Annotated in this window: 13 protein-coding genes, 1 tRNA gene and 2 pseudogenes; 6 read left to right on the forward strand and 10 right to left on the reverse strand. The window is 71.8% G+C overall.

The window, feature by feature from the left end; translation table 11 throughout:
- The first annotated feature begins 101 nt into the window (after positions 1-101).
- Together V5O40_RS16645 and V5O40_RS16650 are read left to right on the forward strand one after the other, a co-directional pair.
- Positions 102-1082, forward strand: coding sequence for an LLM class F420-dependent oxidoreductase (locus tag V5O40_RS16645; RefSeq protein WP_332906317.1), 981 nt, complete (start codon positions 102-104; stop codon positions 1080-1082).
- Complete coding sequence (locus tag V5O40_RS16650) at positions 1079-1876, forward strand: SDR family oxidoreductase (RefSeq protein ID WP_332906292.1); 798 nt, start codon at positions 1079-1081, stop codon at positions 1874-1876. The genes V5O40_RS16645 and V5O40_RS16650 overlap by 4 nt, the downstream gene beginning before the upstream one ends.
- Before the next feature lie 114 nt (positions 1877-1990).
- Here the strand turns inward: V5O40_RS16650 and V5O40_RS16655 are convergent, their stop codons facing one another.
- From V5O40_RS16655 to V5O40_RS16675, 5 genes are all read right to left on the reverse strand, one after another.
- Positions 1991-4354, reverse strand: a complete 2364-nt coding sequence (locus V5O40_RS16655) for a transglutaminaseTgpA domain-containing protein (protein WP_408631894.1) — start codon at positions 4352-4354, stop codon at positions 1991-1993.
- Positions 4330-5562, reverse strand: coding sequence for a DUF58 domain-containing protein (locus tag V5O40_RS16660; RefSeq protein WP_332906294.1), 1233 nt, complete (start codon positions 5560-5562; stop codon positions 4330-4332). The genes V5O40_RS16655 and V5O40_RS16660 overlap by 25 nt, the downstream gene beginning before the upstream one ends.
- Positions 5563-5577: 15 nt before the next feature.
- Entirely contained in the window at positions 5578-6573 is a 996-nt protein-coding gene (locus tag V5O40_RS16665) for an AAA family ATPase (protein WP_332906295.1), read from the reverse strand.
- Positions 6574-6598: 25 nt separating this feature from the next.
- Complete coding sequence (locus V5O40_RS16670) at positions 6599-9208, reverse strand: fibronectin type III domain-containing protein (RefSeq protein ID WP_408631897.1); 2610 nt, start codon at positions 9206-9208, stop codon at positions 6599-6601.
- 217 nt (positions 9209-9425) lie between these two features.
- Positions 9426-10073, reverse strand: a complete 648-nt coding sequence (locus V5O40_RS16675) for a fibronectin type III domain-containing protein (RefSeq protein ID WP_332906318.1) — start codon at positions 10071-10073, stop codon at positions 9426-9428.
- A gap of 286 nt (positions 10074-10359) precedes the next feature.
- Between V5O40_RS16675 and V5O40_RS16680 the strand changes: the two genes are divergently transcribed.
- Positions 10360-10995 carry a hypothetical protein gene (locus tag V5O40_RS16680; RefSeq protein WP_332906322.1) on the forward strand — a complete coding sequence of 212 codons (636 nt, stop codon included), beginning with the start codon at positions 10360-10362 and terminating at the stop codon, positions 10993-10995.
- A gap of 980 nt (positions 10996-11975) precedes the next feature.
- Here the strand turns inward: V5O40_RS16680 and V5O40_RS16685 are convergent.
- Positions 11976-12197: pseudogene (locus tag V5O40_RS16685) on the reverse strand (tetratricopeptide repeat protein); the annotation flags it as partial.
- Between the two features lie 199 nt (positions 12198-12396).
- Here V5O40_RS16685 and V5O40_RS16690 point away from each other — a divergent pair.
- A tRNA-Leu gene (locus V5O40_RS16690) sits at positions 12397-12480 on the forward strand.
- Here the strand turns inward: V5O40_RS16690 and V5O40_RS16695 are convergent.
- The 3 genes and pseudogenes from V5O40_RS16695 to V5O40_RS16705 form a co-directional block, all read right to left on the reverse strand.
- Positions 12436-14178 carry a recombinase family protein gene (locus V5O40_RS16695; RefSeq protein WP_332906319.1) on the reverse strand — a complete coding sequence of 581 codons (1743 nt, stop codon included), beginning with the start codon at positions 14176-14178 and terminating at the stop codon, positions 12436-12438. The genes V5O40_RS16690 and V5O40_RS16695 overlap by 45 nt on opposite strands.
- A gap of 332 nt (positions 14179-14510) precedes the next feature.
- Positions 14511-15536: pseudogene (locus tag V5O40_RS16700) on the reverse strand (IS256 family transposase); the annotation flags it as partial.
- Positions 15537-15593: 57 nt separating this feature from the next.
- The gene (locus tag V5O40_RS16705; protein WP_332906297.1) at positions 15594-16487 is read right to left on the reverse strand and encodes an NAD(P)-dependent oxidoreductase; all 894 of its coding nucleotides are present in this window, start codon (positions 16485-16487) and stop codon (positions 15594-15596) included.
- Between the two features lie 59 nt (positions 16488-16546).
- Here V5O40_RS16705 and V5O40_RS16710 point away from each other — a divergent pair, with 59 nt between their 5' ends.
- Both V5O40_RS16710 and V5O40_RS16715 read left to right on the forward strand, forming a co-directional pair.
- Positions 16547-16951 (forward strand): MerR family transcriptional regulator, encoded by a 405-nt coding sequence (locus tag V5O40_RS16710; RefSeq protein ID WP_332906298.1) that lies wholly within the window; start codon positions 16547-16549, stop codon positions 16949-16951.
- Between the two features lie 369 nt (positions 16952-17320).
- Positions 17321-17674, forward strand: coding sequence for a DUF1801 domain-containing protein (locus V5O40_RS16715; RefSeq protein ID WP_332903846.1), 354 nt, complete (start codon positions 17321-17323; stop codon positions 17672-17674).
- Between the two features lie 225 nt (positions 17675-17899).
- Here the strand turns inward: V5O40_RS16715 and V5O40_RS16720 are convergent, their stop codons facing one another.
- Complete coding sequence (locus tag V5O40_RS16720) at positions 17900-18919, reverse strand: helix-turn-helix transcriptional regulator (protein ID WP_332906299.1); 1020 nt, start codon at positions 18917-18919, stop codon at positions 17900-17902.
- Positions 18920-18924 lie beyond the last annotated feature (5 nt).

Genomic DNA, 18924 nt, shown 5'->3' on the forward strand with positions numbered 1-18924 from the left:
GCTGGACAGGTTAGCGCTGGTGACGGTCCTGCGACCGCCACCGTGACCTTGCCCGACGAGGCCGGGCCGGGCACCATCGACCGATGACGACGCGATGGGCAATGACGGTGCCGATGGGCGGAATCCCGCTCGCTGACCACGCCGCGGTGTACGCGGCCCTCGCCGACGCCGGCTTCACCGACGTGTGGTCCTCCGAGGTCAACGGGGCCGACGCGTTCACCCCGCTGACGCTGGCCGCCGCCTGGCAACCCGGGCTGCGGCTGGGCACCGCGATCACCCCGGCGTTCACCCGTGGACCCGGCCTGCTGGCGATGAGCGCCGCCGCGCTCGCCGACGTCGCCCCCGGCCGGTTCGCCCTCGGCATCGGCGCGTCGTCGCCGGTGGTGGTCTCCGACTGGAACGCCGTGGAGTTCACCGAACCGTTCCGACGCACCCGGGACGTGCTGCGTTTCCTGCGAGCGGCGCTGGGCGGGGAGACCGTCGACGGTGCCTTCGACACCTTCGCCGTCCGCCGGTTCACCCTGGAACGGCCGCCGGCGGTGCCGCCGCCGCTGCTGCTGGCCGCGCTGCGTCCCGGCATGCTGCGGCTGGCCGCCGCCGAGGCCGACGGAGTGATCCTCAACTGGCTCGCCGCCACCGACGTGCCCCGGGCGGTGGCCGAACTGGGGCGACGACGGGCGCAGTTCGAGGTGGTCGCCCGGATCTTCGTCTGTCCCACCGAGGACGCCGGGTACGCCCGCACCCTCGGCCGACGGATGATCACCAGCTATCTGACCGTACCCGCGTACGCGGAGTTCCACCGCTGGCTCGGCCGGCAGGAGGCACTCGCCGGCATGTGGACGGCGTGGGCCGCCGGCGACCGCCGTGCCGCCCTGGCCGCGATCCCGGACGAGGTGGTCGACGCGCTGATCCTGCACGGCTCACCCGAGCGGTGCCGGGCACAGGTGAACCGGTACGTCGACGCCGGGGTGGACGTACCGGTGCTGGCGCTGCTGCCCACCCCGGAGACCACCGCCACCGACCCGGCGGCCCTGACCACGCTGCTCGCCCGGCTCGGCCGCGACGCCAAGGAGGCGGCGTGAACCTCACCGACCGGGTAGCGGTCATCACCGGCGGGGCCGGGGGGATCGGTGCGGCACTGGCCCGACGGTTCGCCGCCGAGGGCGCCACCGCGCTGGTCCTGGCCGACCTCGACGGTGCCGCCGCCGAGGCGGTCGCCGCCGCCGTGGGCCCGCTGGCCCGTGGGGTCGCGGTCGACGTCACCGACGAGGAACAGGTACGCGCCCTGGTCGCCGACACCGAACGTCGCCACGGCCGGATCGACGTGTTCTGCGCCAACGCCGGAGTGAGCACCGGCGGGGGAGTGGAGGTCGACGACACCGGGTGGGAACGGTCCTGGCGGGTCAACGTGCTCGCCCACGTGTACGCCGCGCGGGCGGTGCTGCCGGCGATGCTCGCCCGGGGCAGTGGTTACCTGCTGCACACCTGCTCGGCGGCGGGAGTGCTGACCGCCGTCGGCGACGCCGCCTACACCACCACCAAGCACGCCGCCGTGGGGTTCGCCGAATGGCTGTCGGTGACCTACCGCGACCAGGGCATCCGGGTCAGCGCGCTGTGCCCGCAGGGAGTCGACACCCCGATGCTGGCCGACGGACTGGCCGCCGGGCACCTCGGTGCCCGGATCATCGCGGCCTCCGGCGCGGTGCTCAGCCCGGACGACGTGGCCGCCGCTGCGGTCGCGGGAATGGCGGAGGAACGGTTCCTGATCCTGCCGCACCCGGAGGTGGCCGACTACGCCCGCCGCCGCGCCGAGGACCCCGACGGCTGGCAGTCCGGCCTCCGCAAACTCGTCCGCCGCCTCCGAGCCACCGCCTGATCGCCGATCCCTCCGCCGCACCGCGTCGCCGATCATGCAGTTGTGGCACCCGAAAGGTTGCGAAAGATCCTTTCTGTCAGGTGCCACGACCGCATTCAAGGTAGGCGGATGGGGTTAGCGGGGCCAGCGTAGGGGGCCTGGGTGGACCGCCCAGAGCAGGCGACGCCAGAGGGGATGGGCGGCGCGCAGCGTCGCGCTGTAGGTGGTGGCGGCCTCGGCTGCGATCTCGGCCTGTTCGGCGGTAGCCGTGCCGGGCGCGAAGCCAACCTGGTTGATCAGCGTGGCGAGGTCATCGACGGCGAGCTGCGCCGCCGTCGACACCGGACGGTCCTCGTCGGCGGTGTTTTCGGCATCGGTGCGGTTGACGGTGGACGTGGCTTCGGCGGTGACGACGTCGCGACGGGTGGCCTCGGCCAGGGTTCGTCCAGCCACGGCGGCGACCTCGGTGGCGGACAGGTCCGCGGCGACCGGTTGGCCGGCCAGCCGCAGCGTGTCGGTCAGCTCCCGCCAGGCGCCGGCGATGCGGTGGCCGGGGTCGCCCCGGTGCAACCGGGCCCGGGTCTGTGCCCGGCGCAGCCCAGCGAGGGTGACCAGCAACGCCACCACGACGAGCAGCAGACCACCGCCGGTGCCACCGACAAGCACCGGCGTCGGTACGCCGCCGCCGTCGGCCGGCCCGCCGGGTGCGGCCTGCGCCGGTGACGAGGCGGTCGGCTCCAGGGTGGGCTCCGGCTGCTCCGACGGTGGCGGGTCCTCCGGCTGCGGGCGGAAGTCCTCCTCCACCGGCCGGGGCTCCTCGTCCGGCCGGGGCAGCGGGTCGAACGCCACCCAGCCGAGACCGTCGAAGAGCACCTCCGGCCAGGCGTACGCGTCGGCGGCCCGCACCGGACCCGACGAGGGGGCGGCGAAGCCGACCGCCACCCGGGTCGGTAGCCCGGCCAGCCGACCCAGCACCGCGAACGACGCCGCGAACTGTTCGGACGTGCCGCGCTGCCCGCCACCGTTGCGCGGCCCGAACAGGAAGAACGCCAGATTCGGGTAGGCGTGGCCGCTCGGCGCGTCGGCCACCAGCCGGTAGTGCTCGGCCAGCCACTGCTCGATCGCCGCCGCCCGCGCGTACGGCGCGCCGTTCTCCTCGGCCAGCTGGGTCGCCAGCCGGCGCAACTGCTCGGGTGCCCCGTCGGGAACGTGCAGCACCCGGGCCACCGCGTCGCCGGCCGGGGTGTTCGCGGTGGCCAGCAGGTTGTTGTCCGGGCGTTCGCGGGCCGAGGTGACCGCGTAGCGCAGGCCGGGGGTGAGACCCTCGGGACGGATCAGCGTGCCGGTGCCCGGGTCGTAGGCGACCCGGGCGCCGCTGACCTCTCGCGGGGTGGGCACCGCGGGCAGCAGCCGGCCACTGAGGTCACCCACGGTGATCTCCTGCCGGACGGTCTCGACCGTGGCGTACGGCGCCGGTTCGGTGGCGGGCAGGACCCGGCCGGCGTTGCGGTAGGTCGCGCCCACCCGCCACGTGACGCCGTCGTAGTCGCTGAGCACGGCCAACCGGATCCGTGCCGCGGCATCGCCGGCCGCCGTGCCCTGCCCCGGGTCGGCCGGGTCCGTCAGGCCGGCGCCGCCGGGGAGGTCGGTCGCCACCTGGAACAGTTCCTGCTCCGGATTCAACGCCCAACCGGAGATCCGGATCAGCGGGTTCTCGTCGAGCGTCTCCACCTGCGGCGGCTGCACGTAGCGCCGGGGATCCACCGGTCGGGTCTCCACCAGGGCGGCCACCGCCGGGCCGAGCAGCGCGGCAAGCGCCACCACCACCGCCGTACCGGCGGCCGAGGCCACCGCCAGCCGGGCCCGTAGCCCGGACCGGCCCGCCGGGGAGAGCCCGTCGACCGGGTCGCCGTCCGGCGGCCGGGACGACACGGCCAACCCGAGCGCCGCCGTCACCACCACCGCCACCGTCGCGCCGATCGCCGGCTCCGCGTTGGGTCCGACCACGTACACCGCGCCGGCGTGCAGCAGCACCGGCGGCAGGTAGCCCAGCAGCACCCGCCCGGCCCGCAGCGCCACCTCCGCGCCGGCCAGCCCGGCCAGCCAGGCGGCCACCACCGGCAGCAGGACCGTGTCCGGCGTGGCCTGCACCGGGATCATCGCGGTCAGCAACCGGGGAATCGCGTTGCCGGCGGCGTCGCCCGCCACCTCGACGAACCCGCCCGGCAGCTGTGCGTCGGTGGCCGCCACCCGCAGGGACACCGCCGTCCACCCGAGCATGGCCAGCACCGACACCGGTGCCACCAGCCAGGACGGCAGCCGCCGGGCCACGACGCTGACCAGCACCGACCCGACCGCCGCGCCGGCCACCAGCATCGTCAGCAGCGACCCCGCGTACACCCGACCGAGCACCACCCCGGCCAGCGTGACCAGCACGACGAGCGTCGCCGGCACCGCCACCGCCCGCAGCAGCCTCACCACCGGCGTACCCCGTCCCACTCGGCGGCGAAGGCCGCCCCGTCGGCCGCGTCGACGACGACCAGCCCGGCCGCGCCCGGCGGCGTCGGCTCCGCCGCCCCGAAGATCCCGACCACCACCGACGGGTACGCGCCGCGCAGCGCCCCGACGTGCCCCAGATCGTCGCTCGCTCCCGGTCCGGTGAGGACGACAAGCGTGTCGCCGAGCCGGTCGCGGCGCAGCCGCGCCGCCGCAGCCTCCAGCGTGCCCTCGCCGGTAAGCGTCACCGCCGCCAGTCGATCCAACGGTCCACTCGGACCGGTCCCCGACCCGTCGCCGCCGGCACCGCCACCCGCCGCGCTCCCGCCCCAGCCGTCTCCGTCGCCCGGCCCGGTGCCGCCCGGCCCGGCGGACGTGTCCTCGGCGGCTACGAACAGCAGTACCACCGGCAGGTCCTCGCGGACCGCCGCCGTGACCACCGAGGCCGCCGCCTCGCAGGCCGACTCGAACGACTCCGCCAGCCCGCCGACCCGGTCCGGATGCGCGAGCGCCCGGTTGTCCAGCAGCACCACGATCCGGGGCAGGCTGGTGTCCACGTTCTCCCGCACCATCAGCTCACCCACCCGGGCGCTGGTGCGCCAGTGCACCCGACGCAACTCGTCACCGACGACGTACTCCCGCAGCGAGTCGAAGGTGATCGAACCGTGCGGCACCGCGTCGACCCGCCCGTCGAGACTGCGGCCCGCGCCGGTGGGCACCGCCCGCAGCGGATGGACACGCGGGTGCACCCACACCGGCACCACATCGCCGTAGGAGCGGGCCAGCACCACCAGGCCGAGCGGGTCGCGGCGGACCACCCGCAGCGGCCCGACCGGCACCACCCCACGCCGGCTCGTCGGCACCGGGTAGCTGACCGTGGTGTCCGCGCCGGGCCGCAACCGCAGCACCGGCACCGGCACCACCCGGTCACCGCAGCGGTCGGTGGCCAGCATGCTCGCCGCCGGCACCCGCCCCGCATTCCGGACGGTCAACGTCATCGCCGCCGGCTCACCCCGGGCCACGCGGTCCGGGTCGGCCCGTCGGGACACCAGCAGCCGGGGCCGCCGGGCCGCCGCGAGCACAGCGACCGCCAGTGCGGTGCCGGCCGCCGCGCCGAGCAACGTCAACTCCGGGTACCCGAACCGGAAACCCGCCCCCAGCAGCAGCGCGGCCGCCACGAGCAGACCCATGCCCCGGGCGGTGATCCCCACGCCAGACCTCGCCGGTCAGGGGTGCGCCGGGGCCGGCTGGCCCGACGGCAGCGGCACCGGCACCGAGGCGACCGCCTGCCGCAGCACGTCCGCGGCGGTCACCCCGCGCACCTGGGCGTCGGGCGTGAGCAGCAGCCGGTGCGCGAAGACCGGCTCGGTGAGCGTCTTCAAGTCCTCCGGCATGATCCAGCCCCGCCCGTCGATCAACGCGTACGCGCACGCCGCCCGGGTCAACGCGATCACCCCACGTGGACTGACCCCCACCCGGACCTGCGGATGGGTGCGGGTGGCCGCCGCCAGCCGCACCGCGTACGCGTACAGCGGCTCGGCGATGTGCACCCGCCGGGCCATCCGGACCATCTCGCCGACGGTGGCGGTGTCGGTCACCGCCGCGAGCGCCTCGGGGGAGCGGACCGTCGCCCCGCGCAGCACCTCCACCTCCACCGACTCGTCCGGATATCCCACCGACAACTTCACCAGGAACCGGTCCAGCTGCGCCTCGGGCAGCCGGTACGTGCCGTCCATCTCCACCGGGTTCTGGGTGGCCACCACCAGGAACGGCTGCGGCACCGGATGCCGCACCCCGTCGACGGTGACCGTCCGCTCCTCCATCACCTCCAGCAGCGCCGACTGCGTCTTCGGCGACGCCCGGTTGATCTCGTCGGCGATGACGATGTTGGCGAAGACCGGGCCGGGGTGGAACTCGAAGCCCCGGGTGGCCTGGTTGAAGATGGTCACCCCGGACACGTCGGAGGGCAGCAGGTCCGGCGTGAACTGGATCCGCCGCCACTGTCCCTGCACCGTCGCCGCGATCGCCCGGGCCAGCGTCGTCTTGCCCACCCCGGGCACGTCCTCCAGCAGCACATGCCCCTGGGCGAACAACGCGGTGAACGCCAGCCGCACCACCTGCGGTTTGCCGAGCACCACCGTGTTCACGTTCTCGGCCAGCCGGGCGGCGAGGGCGGCGAAGCCCTGCACCTCCTGCTGGTTGAGCGGTTCCTGGCTGTTCACGGTGGTGCTCCTCGCCTGGGGTGGATCAGCAGGTGGGCAGGACGCCGATGTCGTCCCCGCCCTCCAGGTTGAGCCAGGCCCACGGGATGTAGTTGCGTCCGCTGTACTCGACCTGCACCCACCAGGTGCTGCGCTTCTCGTTGTTGTAGATGTACGCGTACACCTCTTCGCCTCGCTGCTTGCACAGCGCCTTCAACCGGGTGCCGGGCTTCGCCCAGCCGACCTGGCGGTCGTTGTCCTGCCGGGCGACCGAGAAGATCTCGTTGCCGTTGCGGCCGTCACGGTCCCGGTCGCAGTAGGTGGCCTCAGCGCCTGAGTCGCCGTTGTTGCAGGTGGCGATGCCGTACATGGCGTCGGTCTGCTGCGCTCTGGTGGCGGTGCCGCTGCCGGCGGCGTTGGTCGCCGTCACCGTGAAGGTGTAGCTGGTGCCGGGGGCCAACCCGCTCATCGTGATGCTCGAACACGGGCCACTCTTCGCCGGCTGACCCGACCGGGACAGCGTACAACTGGCCTCACCGCCGCCGGCGTCCACGGTGAACGTCACCGTCGCCGCCGTCGCGGTCGCCGACGAACCGGTCACCGTCACCCGGGGCGCGGCCACCGTACGCGCCGTCGTCGTCGCCTGCGCACCCTCGCCGGCCTCGTTGACCGCCCGGACCCGCACCGTGACGTTCTGCCCGTCACCGAGCCCACCCACGGTCGCCCGGGTGTCGGTGACCTCGCTGCGCTTGTCACCCACCTCGACCACGTAACCGGTCACCGGCCGACCGTTGGCCACCGCCGGCGACCACTGCACCGCCACCGTCCCCGGCTGGTCGGCCACCGTGCCCGCCCGCAGCTCCAGCGGCTCGCCGGGAACCGTGAACGGCACCACCGTGTTACTCACCGGCGACGCCTGCGACGCGGCCCCCTTGTCGTTGACCGAGACGACGGTGAACGCGTACTGCGTGCCGTACTCCAGCTCACCGGCCTTCACCACCAGCTCGGTGCCGGTCGCCTCACCCACCGGGGCGTTCGTGCCCGCCGAGGTCGCCGACACCGCGTACCGGGCGATCGTGTTGCCCTGCCCGTTCGCCTCCGGCCAGCTCACCACCACCGTGCCGTCCGCCCGCGCCTCGGCGGTCACCTCGGTCGGCGCGTCCGGCACCTCCGCGGTCGGCGTCACCGGGTTGCTGGTCCGGGCCGGACCCGCGCCCTTCGCGTTCACCGCGTGCACCGAGAACCGGTACGTCTCACCGTTGGTCAGCTCGGTGACCTCCACCGACCGCTGGTTCGCGCCGACCTCCAGCCGCTGCCCTGCACCCTCCACCACGTACCGGATGATCTCGGCACCGTTGGCCGCCGCCGGCCGCCAACTCACCCTGGCCCGTGCGTCGCCGGCCGCCGCGCTCACGTTGCGCGGCGCACCCGGCTTGCTCACCTGCGGCTTCTTCGGCGGCGGAGGCGGCGGCGGAGGCTCCGGCGGCGGATCGCCTCCGAGCACGTCGTTGGCGTACTTGTCGACCTCCCGCACCTGGTGCGAATCGTCGACCACCCGCGCGGTCGCCGCGTCCGGCGCGTTGATGAACAGGTAGTTCTCCCGCACCTCCAACTCCAGCGGGCCACCCCAGCGGCCCCGGATCGTGTCGGTCAACTGACCCGTCGCGTCGAACGCGTACACCGTGCCCGCCGCCTCGTCCGCGCAGTAGAACCGTCCGGCCCAGGCCACCGCCGGACCGAGCCGGTCACCATCGCCCGGCACCGTGAACGACCGCACCTCGCCACCGTCGCCGATCGCGTGCACCTGCCGCTGCCCCGGCACCGTCACCGGCACCACCGGCCCGCTGGTGCGCACCGGCAGGATGCCGGGACCGGTCAACGTCGACGCCAACGGCGTGCGTCGGGTCGTACCGGCCACGACCGTCACCAACGCCCCGGCCGTGCGGTCCAGCACCGCCACCCCGTCGTCCAACGTGGAGACCACCAACTCATGGCTCGCCTCAGCCACGTCGTACGTTTGCACCCGCGGCGAACCCACCGGCGAGTCCGCCGCCTCCGACGGCAGGACCGCCGGTGTGATCGCCGAGACCGTGCCCTCGGCCGGCACCGCCACCCACAGGCGGCCCTCGCCGTCGAACGCGCCGCCGGTGATCCCCGGCGGATAGCGGACCGGCTCACCCACCGGGGCCAGCGAACGCGGATCCAACTGCCGCACCACACCCTGGACCGCGTCCACCACGAACGCCGCGTCCTCGTGCAACGCCACACTCACCCCGAGCCCCGGAGCGGTCGGCGTGGTCGCGGTGATCTGCAACGTCGCCAGATCCAACGTGCTGATCTGGCCGGTGTTCAGATCCCGCAGCACCAGCAGCCGGTCCGTCTGCGTCACCTGCATCGGATGCCGCCGCGCCGCCGGCACCTCGGTCCGGGTGTCCACCCGCGCGGTGACCCCGTTGACCCGCGCCAACTCGCTGCGCGCGGCGCTCCACAACCACGAACTGGCGTCGTAGTTGGCCACCGCGTTGTCCGCCGAACCCAGACCGAGCACGGTCAGGCCCATCGCCGCCAGCAACGCCAGCACCGTACCCACGGTGACCAGACCACCGCGTACCCGGGACCGGGATCGTGGGGTCCGGGTCGCAACGGCCTCGTCGATGCTCGCCACAGCCGGCAGCCTCCCGTGTCGTCTCGGCAGGTGGCGCCCCCGTCCGGCGACCCCTCCCCTGAGCCGGGAGCCATCATATGGTCACGCTGCGGACGCCGGGAACCCGCACCGTCCGCCTGTGGACACCCAGCGTGGCGTGTCGTCGGCGTGTCCCGCCAGGATCGTCCGATCGGGACCGGTCACCCGCCGGTCAGCGGGTCGGGGCCGGCTACCGTGACGTGCACACCTGGTCGGAGGTGGCGAACTGGTCGGTGTCGTAGACGGCGAGCACCGCGAAACAGTAGTTCACCAGGGTGCTCAACCCGTTGACCGTGTAGCTGGTCCGACCCGGGTCCACCGTGGCCATCATGCCCAACGACTGCCCGTTCCGCCCGCCGGCCACCATGAACGGCACCAGCCCGTCCGACGGGTCCGTCCAGGTCAACGTGATCGTCGTGGTGTCGTCGCGCATCGTCAGGTTCCCCGGCGGCGGGCCGACCGCACCGAGCGACGGCGTCGTCGGTTCCGTCGGCGGTGCGGCCCGCCGGTCCAGGACCAGCAGACCCACCCCGATCACGGCGGCCAGGGCCACCAGGACCGCCACCACCGCCACCACGATCGCGACCCGGTTGCGACCCGCCGTCGGCTCCCCGCCCGGCATCGCCAACGGTCCCTGGTACGGCGCGGCGACCCCCGGAAGCTGCGAACCGGACCGACTCCAGGCCGGCGACGCGGCCGGCCCCGGATAGGGCGGCGGCGCACCCTGGCCGCCCGGCTGCGGATAGGCCGCCGGGCCGTGCGGCTGGGCACCCGACCCGTACGGGCCGGGTCCGCCGACCTGGCCGTACGACGCACCGCTGACCGGCTGGTACGGCATAGGTGCGGGGTGGGAAGCTCCGCTCGTCGGCGGGTAGCCGACCGGCCCGCTGACGGGTGCTCCGCTGGTCGGTGGGCGTTCAGCCGGTCCGTCGGTGGCTGCTCCGCTGGACGGCGACGCATACCCGGATGGTCCGCTGGTAGACGCTGGGTGGCCGCCCGCTCCGGTGGTCGCCGGGTAACCCGGCGGTCCGCTGGTCGGGCCGGGTTGCGGCAGTGGTGCGGTCATCTCGTGCGGGCCGGCCGTCGGGCTGACCAGCGCGGCGCCGTGCGCGGGCACGGACGGTGTGCTGACCGGCGGTGTGCTGACCGGTGGTGCCCAGCCGGACGGTCCGCTGACGGGCGGTCCGCTCGTCGGTGGTCCGCTGACCGGTGGCGCCCAGCTCGGTGGTCCACTGACCTGTGCTCCGCTGACGGGTGGTCCGCTGACGGGTGGTCCGCTGACGGGTGGTCCGCTGACCGGTGGTGCCCAGCCGGGTGGTCCGTTCGTCGGTGGTGCGCTGACGGGTGGTCCGCTGACCGGTGGTGCGCTGATGGGCGGTGCGCTGATGGGCGGTGCGCTGATGGGCGGTGCGCTGATGGGCGGTGCGCTGACCGGTTGGGCCAGGCTCCGGGGTGCCTCGGCGGGCTGCCCAGGCGCCGGTGGCGCGCTGACCGACCAGACCGAGGCGGGTGGAGCACTGACCGGCAGCCCCTCGGCCGAGGGTCCGGCCACCGCCGACGACCAGGCCGGGGCCGCACTCACCGGTGAGGGCACACCAGCTGCCGGTTCCGGCGGTACGGACGGACCACCGGCCCGCGCCGCCTCCTCGTCCAACAGCGGCCCGATCTGCTGGACACGGATCGTGGGCCGGGCCCACTCCGGATGCCCGGTCGACGCGGCCCCGCTCCCCGCCGACGCCGACCCGTCGGCGGCCGGATAGGGACGCAGCACGCCCGTCTGTTCCTCGTCCTCGACCCGCTGACGAACCGCCCCTGTCGGCGGCGGGTGCGGCGCCGCGAGCGACGCCCCGGTGGGCGGCGCAGCGGGCGACGACGGAGCCGGCACCGTGCCGACGGGCTCGGCCACGACGGCAGGCGAGACCGGCGGCACCATCGGCGCGGGTGGCACCGCAGCCGATCGGGCCTGGTCGACCGGCCGGACTGACTGATCTTGAAAGGCGGTCCGCGCCTGCGGCACCACTGGTGGCGGAGGCACCGCGGGCGGAGGCGGAACCTGTGCGGCGGACGGCGGCGGTATCCGAGGGTCAGGCGACACGGCGGATGCGGGAATCTGACGTGGGATCTGCGGCACCGCTGCCGGCGGTACGGCGGACAGTGGCGGGATCTGCGACGCCGCTGCCGATGGCACGATGGGCGGTGGCGGGATCTGTGGCGGGTTCGGCTCGGCAGAGGACGGCGGTGCCGCAAAGGTCGGCGGTGCCGCCGGAATGACCGGTGGCGGCGGTACGACGGAACCCTGGGGTAAGCCGGATGGGTGAGAGACGGCCGCCCTTCCAGGCTCGCCGGAAACGGGATGATCGATGGCCGGCGTGGCTACCGACGCTGAGGGCGGTGCCGCAGTCGAGGCGTCGTGCGGCTTCCACAGCGTGGAGAGCGCGGCCAGGGACACCGTCGGTTCATCCAGAGCCCCCCGGGCCGACCGGCCAGCCGGGCCAGGATGGGAGGCGGGAAGGACCACGGGCTGCGGGGCGGGAGCGGCGTCGCCGAGGTACTCCCGAGACATGCGTACCGCCGGATGGTCGGCACCGAGCACGGCGGGGCCGGCGGCGGCCACCCGGGTGTAGTTGCGGCGCGCCTCGTGGCGGTTGCCCAACTCGTCCGCGACGGACCCCAGCTCGAAGGCCAACGCCAGCATCAGGGGATCGGCATGCGGCCAGCGACGCTCCCCGGCGGCGAACGCCTCCTCCAACACCCGCCGGGCCGCGCTCGGGTCGTCCGCCTCCCGATGCAGCCTGGCCAGCAGGTGAGCGGTGCTGAGCACGTCCGGATGATCCTTGCTGAACGGCGGCCGAGTCGACTCGACCGCCTCGATCAGCAGGTCACGGGCGGCGGCGAGGTTACCCGCAGCACGCAGCGCGAGGGCCCGTTGCTGAGCGACGGCCAGGGGAGAAGCATGGGGCACGGGCCCATGCTGCCGGGTACGGGCACCTCGACGCTACCCGGCGACGGCCCGCCGCGACCCCCGTGCCACCGTCGCCGGACGAGCCCGATGCCGATGTGCATGATCCATCTGGGGCGTGTACAGTAACTCCCCGTGCAGCCCACCGGGCGGCCTTCGGGTGATGGGATCACCGGGCCGACACGGTAGGCTGGACAGGTAGGTCCGGGTGGCGGAATGGCAGACGCGCTAGCTTGAGGTGCTAGTGCCCGTATAGGGCGTGGGGGTTCAAGTCCCCCCTCGGACACAATCTAGTACATGATCCACTCGGGGTCGCCTGAGCGGACACCGTGCGGGTCGTCGGCCGGTAGGTCAGGGTGATCCCTAGTTCGCGGTAGACCAATGCCTTGTCGGTGGGGTCGGCGTCGCGGAGCACCGTGGTGATGTTTCCCAGGGTTTCCACGATGCGGCGGATCTCGTCCGGTGTCATGGTCCGGCGTCCGGTGAGGCGGCGCAGGGTGGCTTCGGCGGTAACCTGTTCGGCTTGGACATCGGCGATCCAGCGGCTGACGATGGTGGGGTCGGTGCCGCTGTCGAGCGCGGCTCGGTAGCGGTCCAGGCGGGTGGTGCAGGTGGCGAGGGTCTCGCGGGCTGCCTTGAGCGCTTGCTGGTCGGCGTCGTGGTGTTGTGCGTCGGCCATGGCCTGGATGGTTTCGGTGAGTCGGGTGGGTGTGAAGGCTCGGGCGAGCCACGGGTCGAGTTGTTCGAGGATGTGGTCCTCGCGGACGTAGATGCTGCGGGGGTGCGCGACGCGGTTGGTGTCGGCGTACTCGGCGGGGTAGGTGCAGCGGTAGTTGTTGCGGTCGTTGTTGAAGCTGCCGACCATGCGTCGTTGGCAGATGCCGCAGTGCCGCAGGCCGGCCAGTTGGTAGTTGCGTTTGCTGGCCCGCGGCTTGCGGATCCCGTCGGGGCGTTTTCCGGCGGTGGCGATGAGGGCTTGTACGCGGGCGAAGGTCGCGTCGTCGACCAGTGGTTCGTGTGCCAGGGCGCCGGAGTAGATCCAGTCCTCGGCCGGGTTCCAGCGCATCTTTGTTTCGTGTCCGAGGGCGACGTCGTCGACGTCGAGGAGGATCTCGGTCTTGCGTTGTTTGTTCCAGACCTGGCGGCCGGTGTAGCGGGGGTTGGTCAGGATGACCCGGATGGCGCTCTTGCTCCATGCGGGGGTGTTGCGGTGCGGGTTACGTCGTCGGTCGTAGGCCGAGGGGGACAGGATGCCGTCGCGGGTGAGTCCTTCGGCGATGGCGAGGAGGCCGTTACCGGCGAGGTACTCGGTGTAGATGCGTGCGACGACGGGCGCGGTGAGCGGATCGGGTTCCAGGCGGTGCAGTCGCCGCCCGTCGGCCGCTTTGCTCGGGTTCGGGTGGGGACCGGCATCGGCGAGCCGGTAGCCGTAGGGCGGGCGTCCACCGAGGAACCGTCCCTCGGTGGCGGCCTGAGCGGCCATGGCGCTGCGTACACGTAGCTTGATGCGGTTGCGTTCGCCCTTGCTCATGCCGCCGTAGAGGGCCATGACGAGGTCGTGGGCGTCGCTGCCCGGGTCGACTGCGCCGCCGACCTCGGGCACCCATAGCGCCACCTGGTAGTGCTCGAACAGTGGGAAGGTGAGCCCGAACTGGTTGCCGTAGAAGGCGCGTTGTGGCTCACCGATGACTACGGCGTCGAAGCCGCGCCGTGGGTCGCGTAGCGCGGCGAGCAGGCGAGCCGCTTCGGGGCGACGTTTCCATGGCAATGAGCGGGACAGTCCGATGTCGAAGAACTCGGAGACCACCTGCCCGCCTACCGGCTCGATCAGCGCCCGTGACCGTGCAAGTTGCCAGGCTCGGGACGCTTCCGGATCCTGCTGGTCCTCGGTCGAGACTCGACCGTAGAAGGCAAAACGATGCGGCTGAGGGGCAGGAGAAAGCGCTGTGGAGCGCTGTTGTTTGGTTGCCCATTCCACGGTCATGCTTCCTCGCTGTCGGGGGGATGCAGTCGTTGATGTGCGGCGAGCAGTATTCGTAGGAGCACGTGGGCTGCGACCTGGTTGATCTCAGGCGGATCCGTTGGCGTGTCTACAGTTAGCTGCCTGGGATCCTGTTCGGGTGTTGACCGTCGGTCGGTGCAATTGTATTCGGAATCACGGGGAATCGGCGAATTCGGCTGGTGTGGGTCCATAGGCGCTCCGGCAGATGACGGCGATCATTTGATCGCCCTCGCGTGACGTCTTCATCGGGTTTCTTCCTTTCGTGGCTTGACCATTTGGGCCTGTCTCGCCAACGGTGTTTCCGGCGATCTTGGTTAGTAGGTTTCAGCGGCTGGGAAGCGGTCGCTGAAGGTGATGGCGAAGGCGTTCAGGGCGGGTTTCCAGCGCATCGTCCATCGGGTCCTGCCTGCTCCGGTGGGGTCCAGGGATCGGGTCACCAGGTACAGACACTTCAACGCGGCCTGCTCGTTGGGGAAGTGGCCGCGGGCCTTCACGGCCCGCCGGTAGCGGGAGTTCAACGACTCGATCGCGTTCGTGGAGCAGATCACCCGCCGAATCTCCACGTCGTAGTCGAGGAACGGGATGAACTCGGCCCAGGCGTTGTCCCACAGGCGGATCACCGCCGGATACCGGCCACCCCACTTCTCGGCGAGGTCGTCGAACGCGGCCCTCGCGGCGGTGGCGTTGACGGCGGTGTAGATCGGTTTGATGTCCCGCTTGATCTCGTCCCAGTACTTGCGGGCGGTGAGCCGGAACGTGTTACGGATCAGATGGATGATGCAGGTCTGCACGATCGTGGCCGGCCACACGTTCGTCACGACCTCGGGCAGGCCTTTCAGGCCGTCGCAGACGCAGAAGAACACGTCCTTGACGCCGCGGTTGCGTAGATCGGTCAGCACGCTCATCCAGAACTTCGCGCCCTCACCGCCCGTGCCGGCCCACAGCCCGAGGATGTCCTTGTCGCCGTCGAGAGTGACGCCGATCGCGGCGTAGAACGGCCGGTTCGCGACCTGCCCGTCCCTGACCTTGACCACGATCGCGTCGATGAACACCGCCGCGTAGATCTCATCCAGGGGCCGGTGCGACCAGTCGGTCATCTCCTCGATCACCTTGTCGGTGATCCGTGAGATTGTCTCCCTGGACACCGAAGCCCCGTAGATCTCGGCGAAGTGCGCCGAGATCTCCCCGGTCGTGAGCCCTTTGGCATACAACGACAACACGACCTCGTCGACGCCTGAGAGGCGCCGCTGCCGCTTGCGCACGATCTGCGGGGTGAACGTGCCGGCCCGGTCCCGTGGCACGTCGATCTGCACCGGCCCGTTGGCGTCGGTCAGCACCGTCGGCGATCACATCGGTGGTGAAGTCTTCCCAGCCGGAGACATAGGTCTGCGCGTGACCTACGACTGCTTTCGCAAGAGTTCGAACACGCTTGCGAAGCTGTCGGTGCCGTGTCCGTCGGCTACCCGCTGACCGAGGAGGGCGTGTAACGGCGCGTGTATGTCCGTGCTGACGCCGCGGCTGTGGCTGACATGGGCGAGTTTGGCGACCGCGACCTGGTTCATGGCGACCGGGGAGACACCGGTTGTGTAGTCGCGGGACTCGGCTTCGTCCGCCAGTTCGGACATAAACGCGATCATGCCGTGCAGCCACCGGGTGGCCAGCGGAAGGAACGCCGATGGTGCGACGTCGGCCGTGTCCAGTAGCGCCGCACCGTGCAGGAAGCCGGTCAGGGCCGCGTAGCCGCTGCTGAGCAGCGCCAGGTCCCACAGCTCCGCCGCCGTGGCGTCAGTGCCGAGGTAGTAGCTGGTTGCCAGGACGTCCAGCACGTCACGGTGCGTCTCGAACGCTGCGGCGGACCCGCTGTAGAGGAAGAACGCGTCGGGTGATGCCACGGTCTGCGGTACCGCCATCATCGCGCCGTCGAGATAGTCGGCGCCGTGCCCAGCGGCCCAGGCGGCCACGGCCTGCGCCTCGTCCGGTGTACCGGTGGTCAGGTTGACGAGGGCGCGGCCCCGTATCTCGGCCACGCTGCCGTCGAGCACTTCGTGTACACCGTCGTAGTCGCCCACACAGACGATCACGAGTGGGCTTGCCGCGATGGCGTCGCTAACGGTGTCGGCACGGAGGGCGCCCTTGCCGACGAGGGTGTCAGCCTTTCCCCTGGTGCGGTTCCAGACAGTGGTCCGGTACCCGGCGGACAGGAGCGCCTGCGCCATCGCTCGACCCATCTGACCGAGACCGAGAACAGTGATGTGGGACCGGTCGCCGTGAGTTGCTTGCTGAGCTGCCATGCCGGCTAACGTAGACATTCACGTTGACGTGAGAGTCCACCCGCGGTGGGGGAGGTCACATGCGCATCGGCGAACTCGCCCGGCGGACCGGAATCAGCGAACGGGCGCTGCGCTACTACGAGGAACAACAGCTCCTACGACCGGAACGGCGCCGCAGCGGGTACCGCGAGTACGCGGAGGGCGACGTCCGGACGGTGCGTAACATCCGCACGCTGCTGGCCGCGGGCCTGAGCACCTACACAATCGCCGAGGTGCTTCCCTGCATGACCGACGACGGTGACGCGCTGGTGCCCGCATGCCCCGAGCTGACCACTGTGCTGAGCCAGGACCGGGACCGCCTCACCACGGCCATCGACGACCTGCTCGCCGCCCGCGACATCCTCGACGCCATCATCGCTGCCGGCGGCTCCGAAACAGCCCAGACTGCCAGCGATCCGGCCCCGGCAGCGGCACCCGCGGGCTGACCGGTCCAGGCCCGCAATTCGCCGGTGCTGCCAGCGGTACCCAGGGCCGGTGACCTTCGGCTCCGCGCCACCATCGGCCCTGCGATCAACAGGCAAAGCCGTACCGCTCATCAAAGTCCGGTCCGGACAGTGATGGGGGGCCCACCGGCTGGCGCGCTCTGTCAGCGGCAGATCCAGACGATCACGCCGTGGCGGATCCGTTAGCCTGACCGCGGTGGTCCGCCACCGACTGCGCTTCCACGTGACAGACCACGTGAATCATCGCGGAGAGACCTGAGCAGCTCAGGACATGTCCGGGTGGGGTGCGGCGCACTGTTGCGCCGACTTCATACCGCCGGTGCCCGACATCGGCAGACGAAAGGACATGACATGTCGTCGAAGGACGAGAAGAACCTGACGCAGGTCGCCAACAAGATCTCGACCATGGACGAGCCGACCCGTTCGACGATGCAGCGGGTGCACGACATCATCATGGCCGCGGCCCCAACCCTGAAGCCGCGCATCTGGTACGGCATGCCCGCCTACGCGAAGTCGGCGAGCACACCCGCGCTCGTCACGCTGCGCATGGACGAACGACTGAACCTCGCGATCACCGAGAAGGCAGCCTTCCGCGCGGCAGGCGGCGCGGACGGGGGACTGATGCCGGCCGCGTGGTACTTCGAAACGGTGGATGCCGTCACTGAGAGGCGCATCGCCGAGATCGTCCGCTCCGTGGTCGACTGATCGTCTGCTCCCCCGGTCCCGGGATGAGGGTGGACCACCACCTCGTCCCCGGGGCGGGCCGAGGCAACGGCATGAGCGCTCATCTCCGCACGTCCGGACGGAACCCGGGCCGACTCAGCGGGACGCTGCGTAGTGCGCGCCTAGCGGCAATTCCGTGCATTGGTCGAGCTGATGGAGTGCGGGCGTTGAGGTCTGTGTGGGGAGAGCCTCGGGCTAGGGCGCGAGTCAACCGGGCGGCGGTGACGGTGGGCGGCCACGCCGCCCGGCTCGTGGTGGTCGTTTCGTAGTCGGGTCTGGTTCTGCCGTGGCCGTTCCGAACAGCGCGGCTGTTGCGCGGACATGGGCGACCAGTTCGGTCGGACTGCTGATCTGGAACGGTAGCCCGATCGATGCCAGGCGCAGGGTGTGCCATTCGAGCGTGTCTGGCGACGCGAGCCACCGGCAGGTCCCGTCGGGATTGTCGGTCAGGGTGCCCGGCGGCGGCATGCCGAGTCGGTTGATGACGTGGGCGGCCGGTGCGCGTATCACCACGTCGGCCGGGAATGTCGGGGCCATCTGCATGGTCTGATCGGCCAGGAACGCGGCGACATCCCGGCCGGGTACCTCTCTTGCGGCCGCTCGGGCACCGGTCGCGACGAGCATGGTGATCTGGTCCATCCGGAAGGTCCGCCAGTCGTCGCGGTCGAGGTCGAAGGCGAGCAGATACCAGCGCCGGCCCGACGTCACCAAGGCTTGCGGCTCGACGTGCCGGCCCTCGTCGCGGTAGGAGAACCGAAGCCGCTCGTGGTTGGCGACCGCCGCGGCGACGACGACCAACGCCTCAGGGCTCACCGGCTCGATGGCCACGGAGAACGGATGCGCCACGGTCGACGATGTCAGCGTGTCGACTCGGCGACGCAGCCGGGCCGGCAGAACCTGGAGAAGCTTGCCCATCGCCCGCACCGCCGCCTCTTCCGCTCCGGTGACCGCCTGCGTCGCCGCCGCCCGCAGGCCGATGGCCACGGCGACCGCCTCGTCGTCCTCCAGCAGCAGCGGCGGCATCGCGGCGCCGGCGGTCAGGCGGTATCCGCCCAGCCCACCCTGCTCGGCGTACACCGGATAGCCCAGCTCCCGTAGCCGGTCGATGTCGCGCCGCACGGTCCGCCCGGACACTCCCAGCCGCTGCGCCAGCTCGCTACCGGGCCAGAGCCGAGGGGTTTGCAACAACGACAACAGGGACAGCAGCCGACCATGAGGGTTGGACATGCCTC

Origin of the sequence: Micromonospora palythoicola (genome assembly GCF_036689795.1) — a bacterium.
Lineage (GTDB): Bacteria > Actinomycetota > Actinomycetes > Mycobacteriales > Micromonosporaceae > Micromonospora > Micromonospora palythoicola.

Excerpts from the sequence above, each read along its gene's own strand:
- V5O40_RS16645 (WP_332906317.1), top strand. The coding sequence starts at position 102 with ATGACGGTGCCGATGGGCGGAATCCCGCTCGCTGACCACGCCGCGGTG.
- V5O40_RS16675 (WP_332906318.1), bottom strand. The coding sequence starts at position 10,073 with ATGCCGTACCAGCCGGTCAGCGGTGCGTCGTACGGCCAGGTCGGCGGA.
- V5O40_RS16695 (WP_332906319.1), bottom strand. The coding sequence starts at position 14,178 with ATGACCGTGGAATGGGCAACCAAACAACAGCGCTCCACAGCGCTTTCT.
- V5O40_RS16705 (WP_332906297.1), bottom strand. The coding sequence starts at position 16,487 with ATGGCAGCTCAGCAAGCAACTCACGGCGACCGGTCCCACATCACTGTT.
- V5O40_RS16710 (WP_332906298.1), top strand. The coding sequence starts at position 16,547 with ATGCGCATCGGCGAACTCGCCCGGCGGACCGGAATCAGCGAACGGGCG.
- V5O40_RS16715 (WP_332903846.1), top strand. The coding sequence starts at position 17,321 with ATGTCGTCGAAGGACGAGAAGAACCTGACGCAGGTCGCCAACAAGATC.
- V5O40_RS16720 (WP_332906299.1), bottom strand. The coding sequence starts at position 18,919 with ATGTCCAACCCTCATGGTCGGCTGCTGTCCCTGTTGTCGTTGTTGCAA.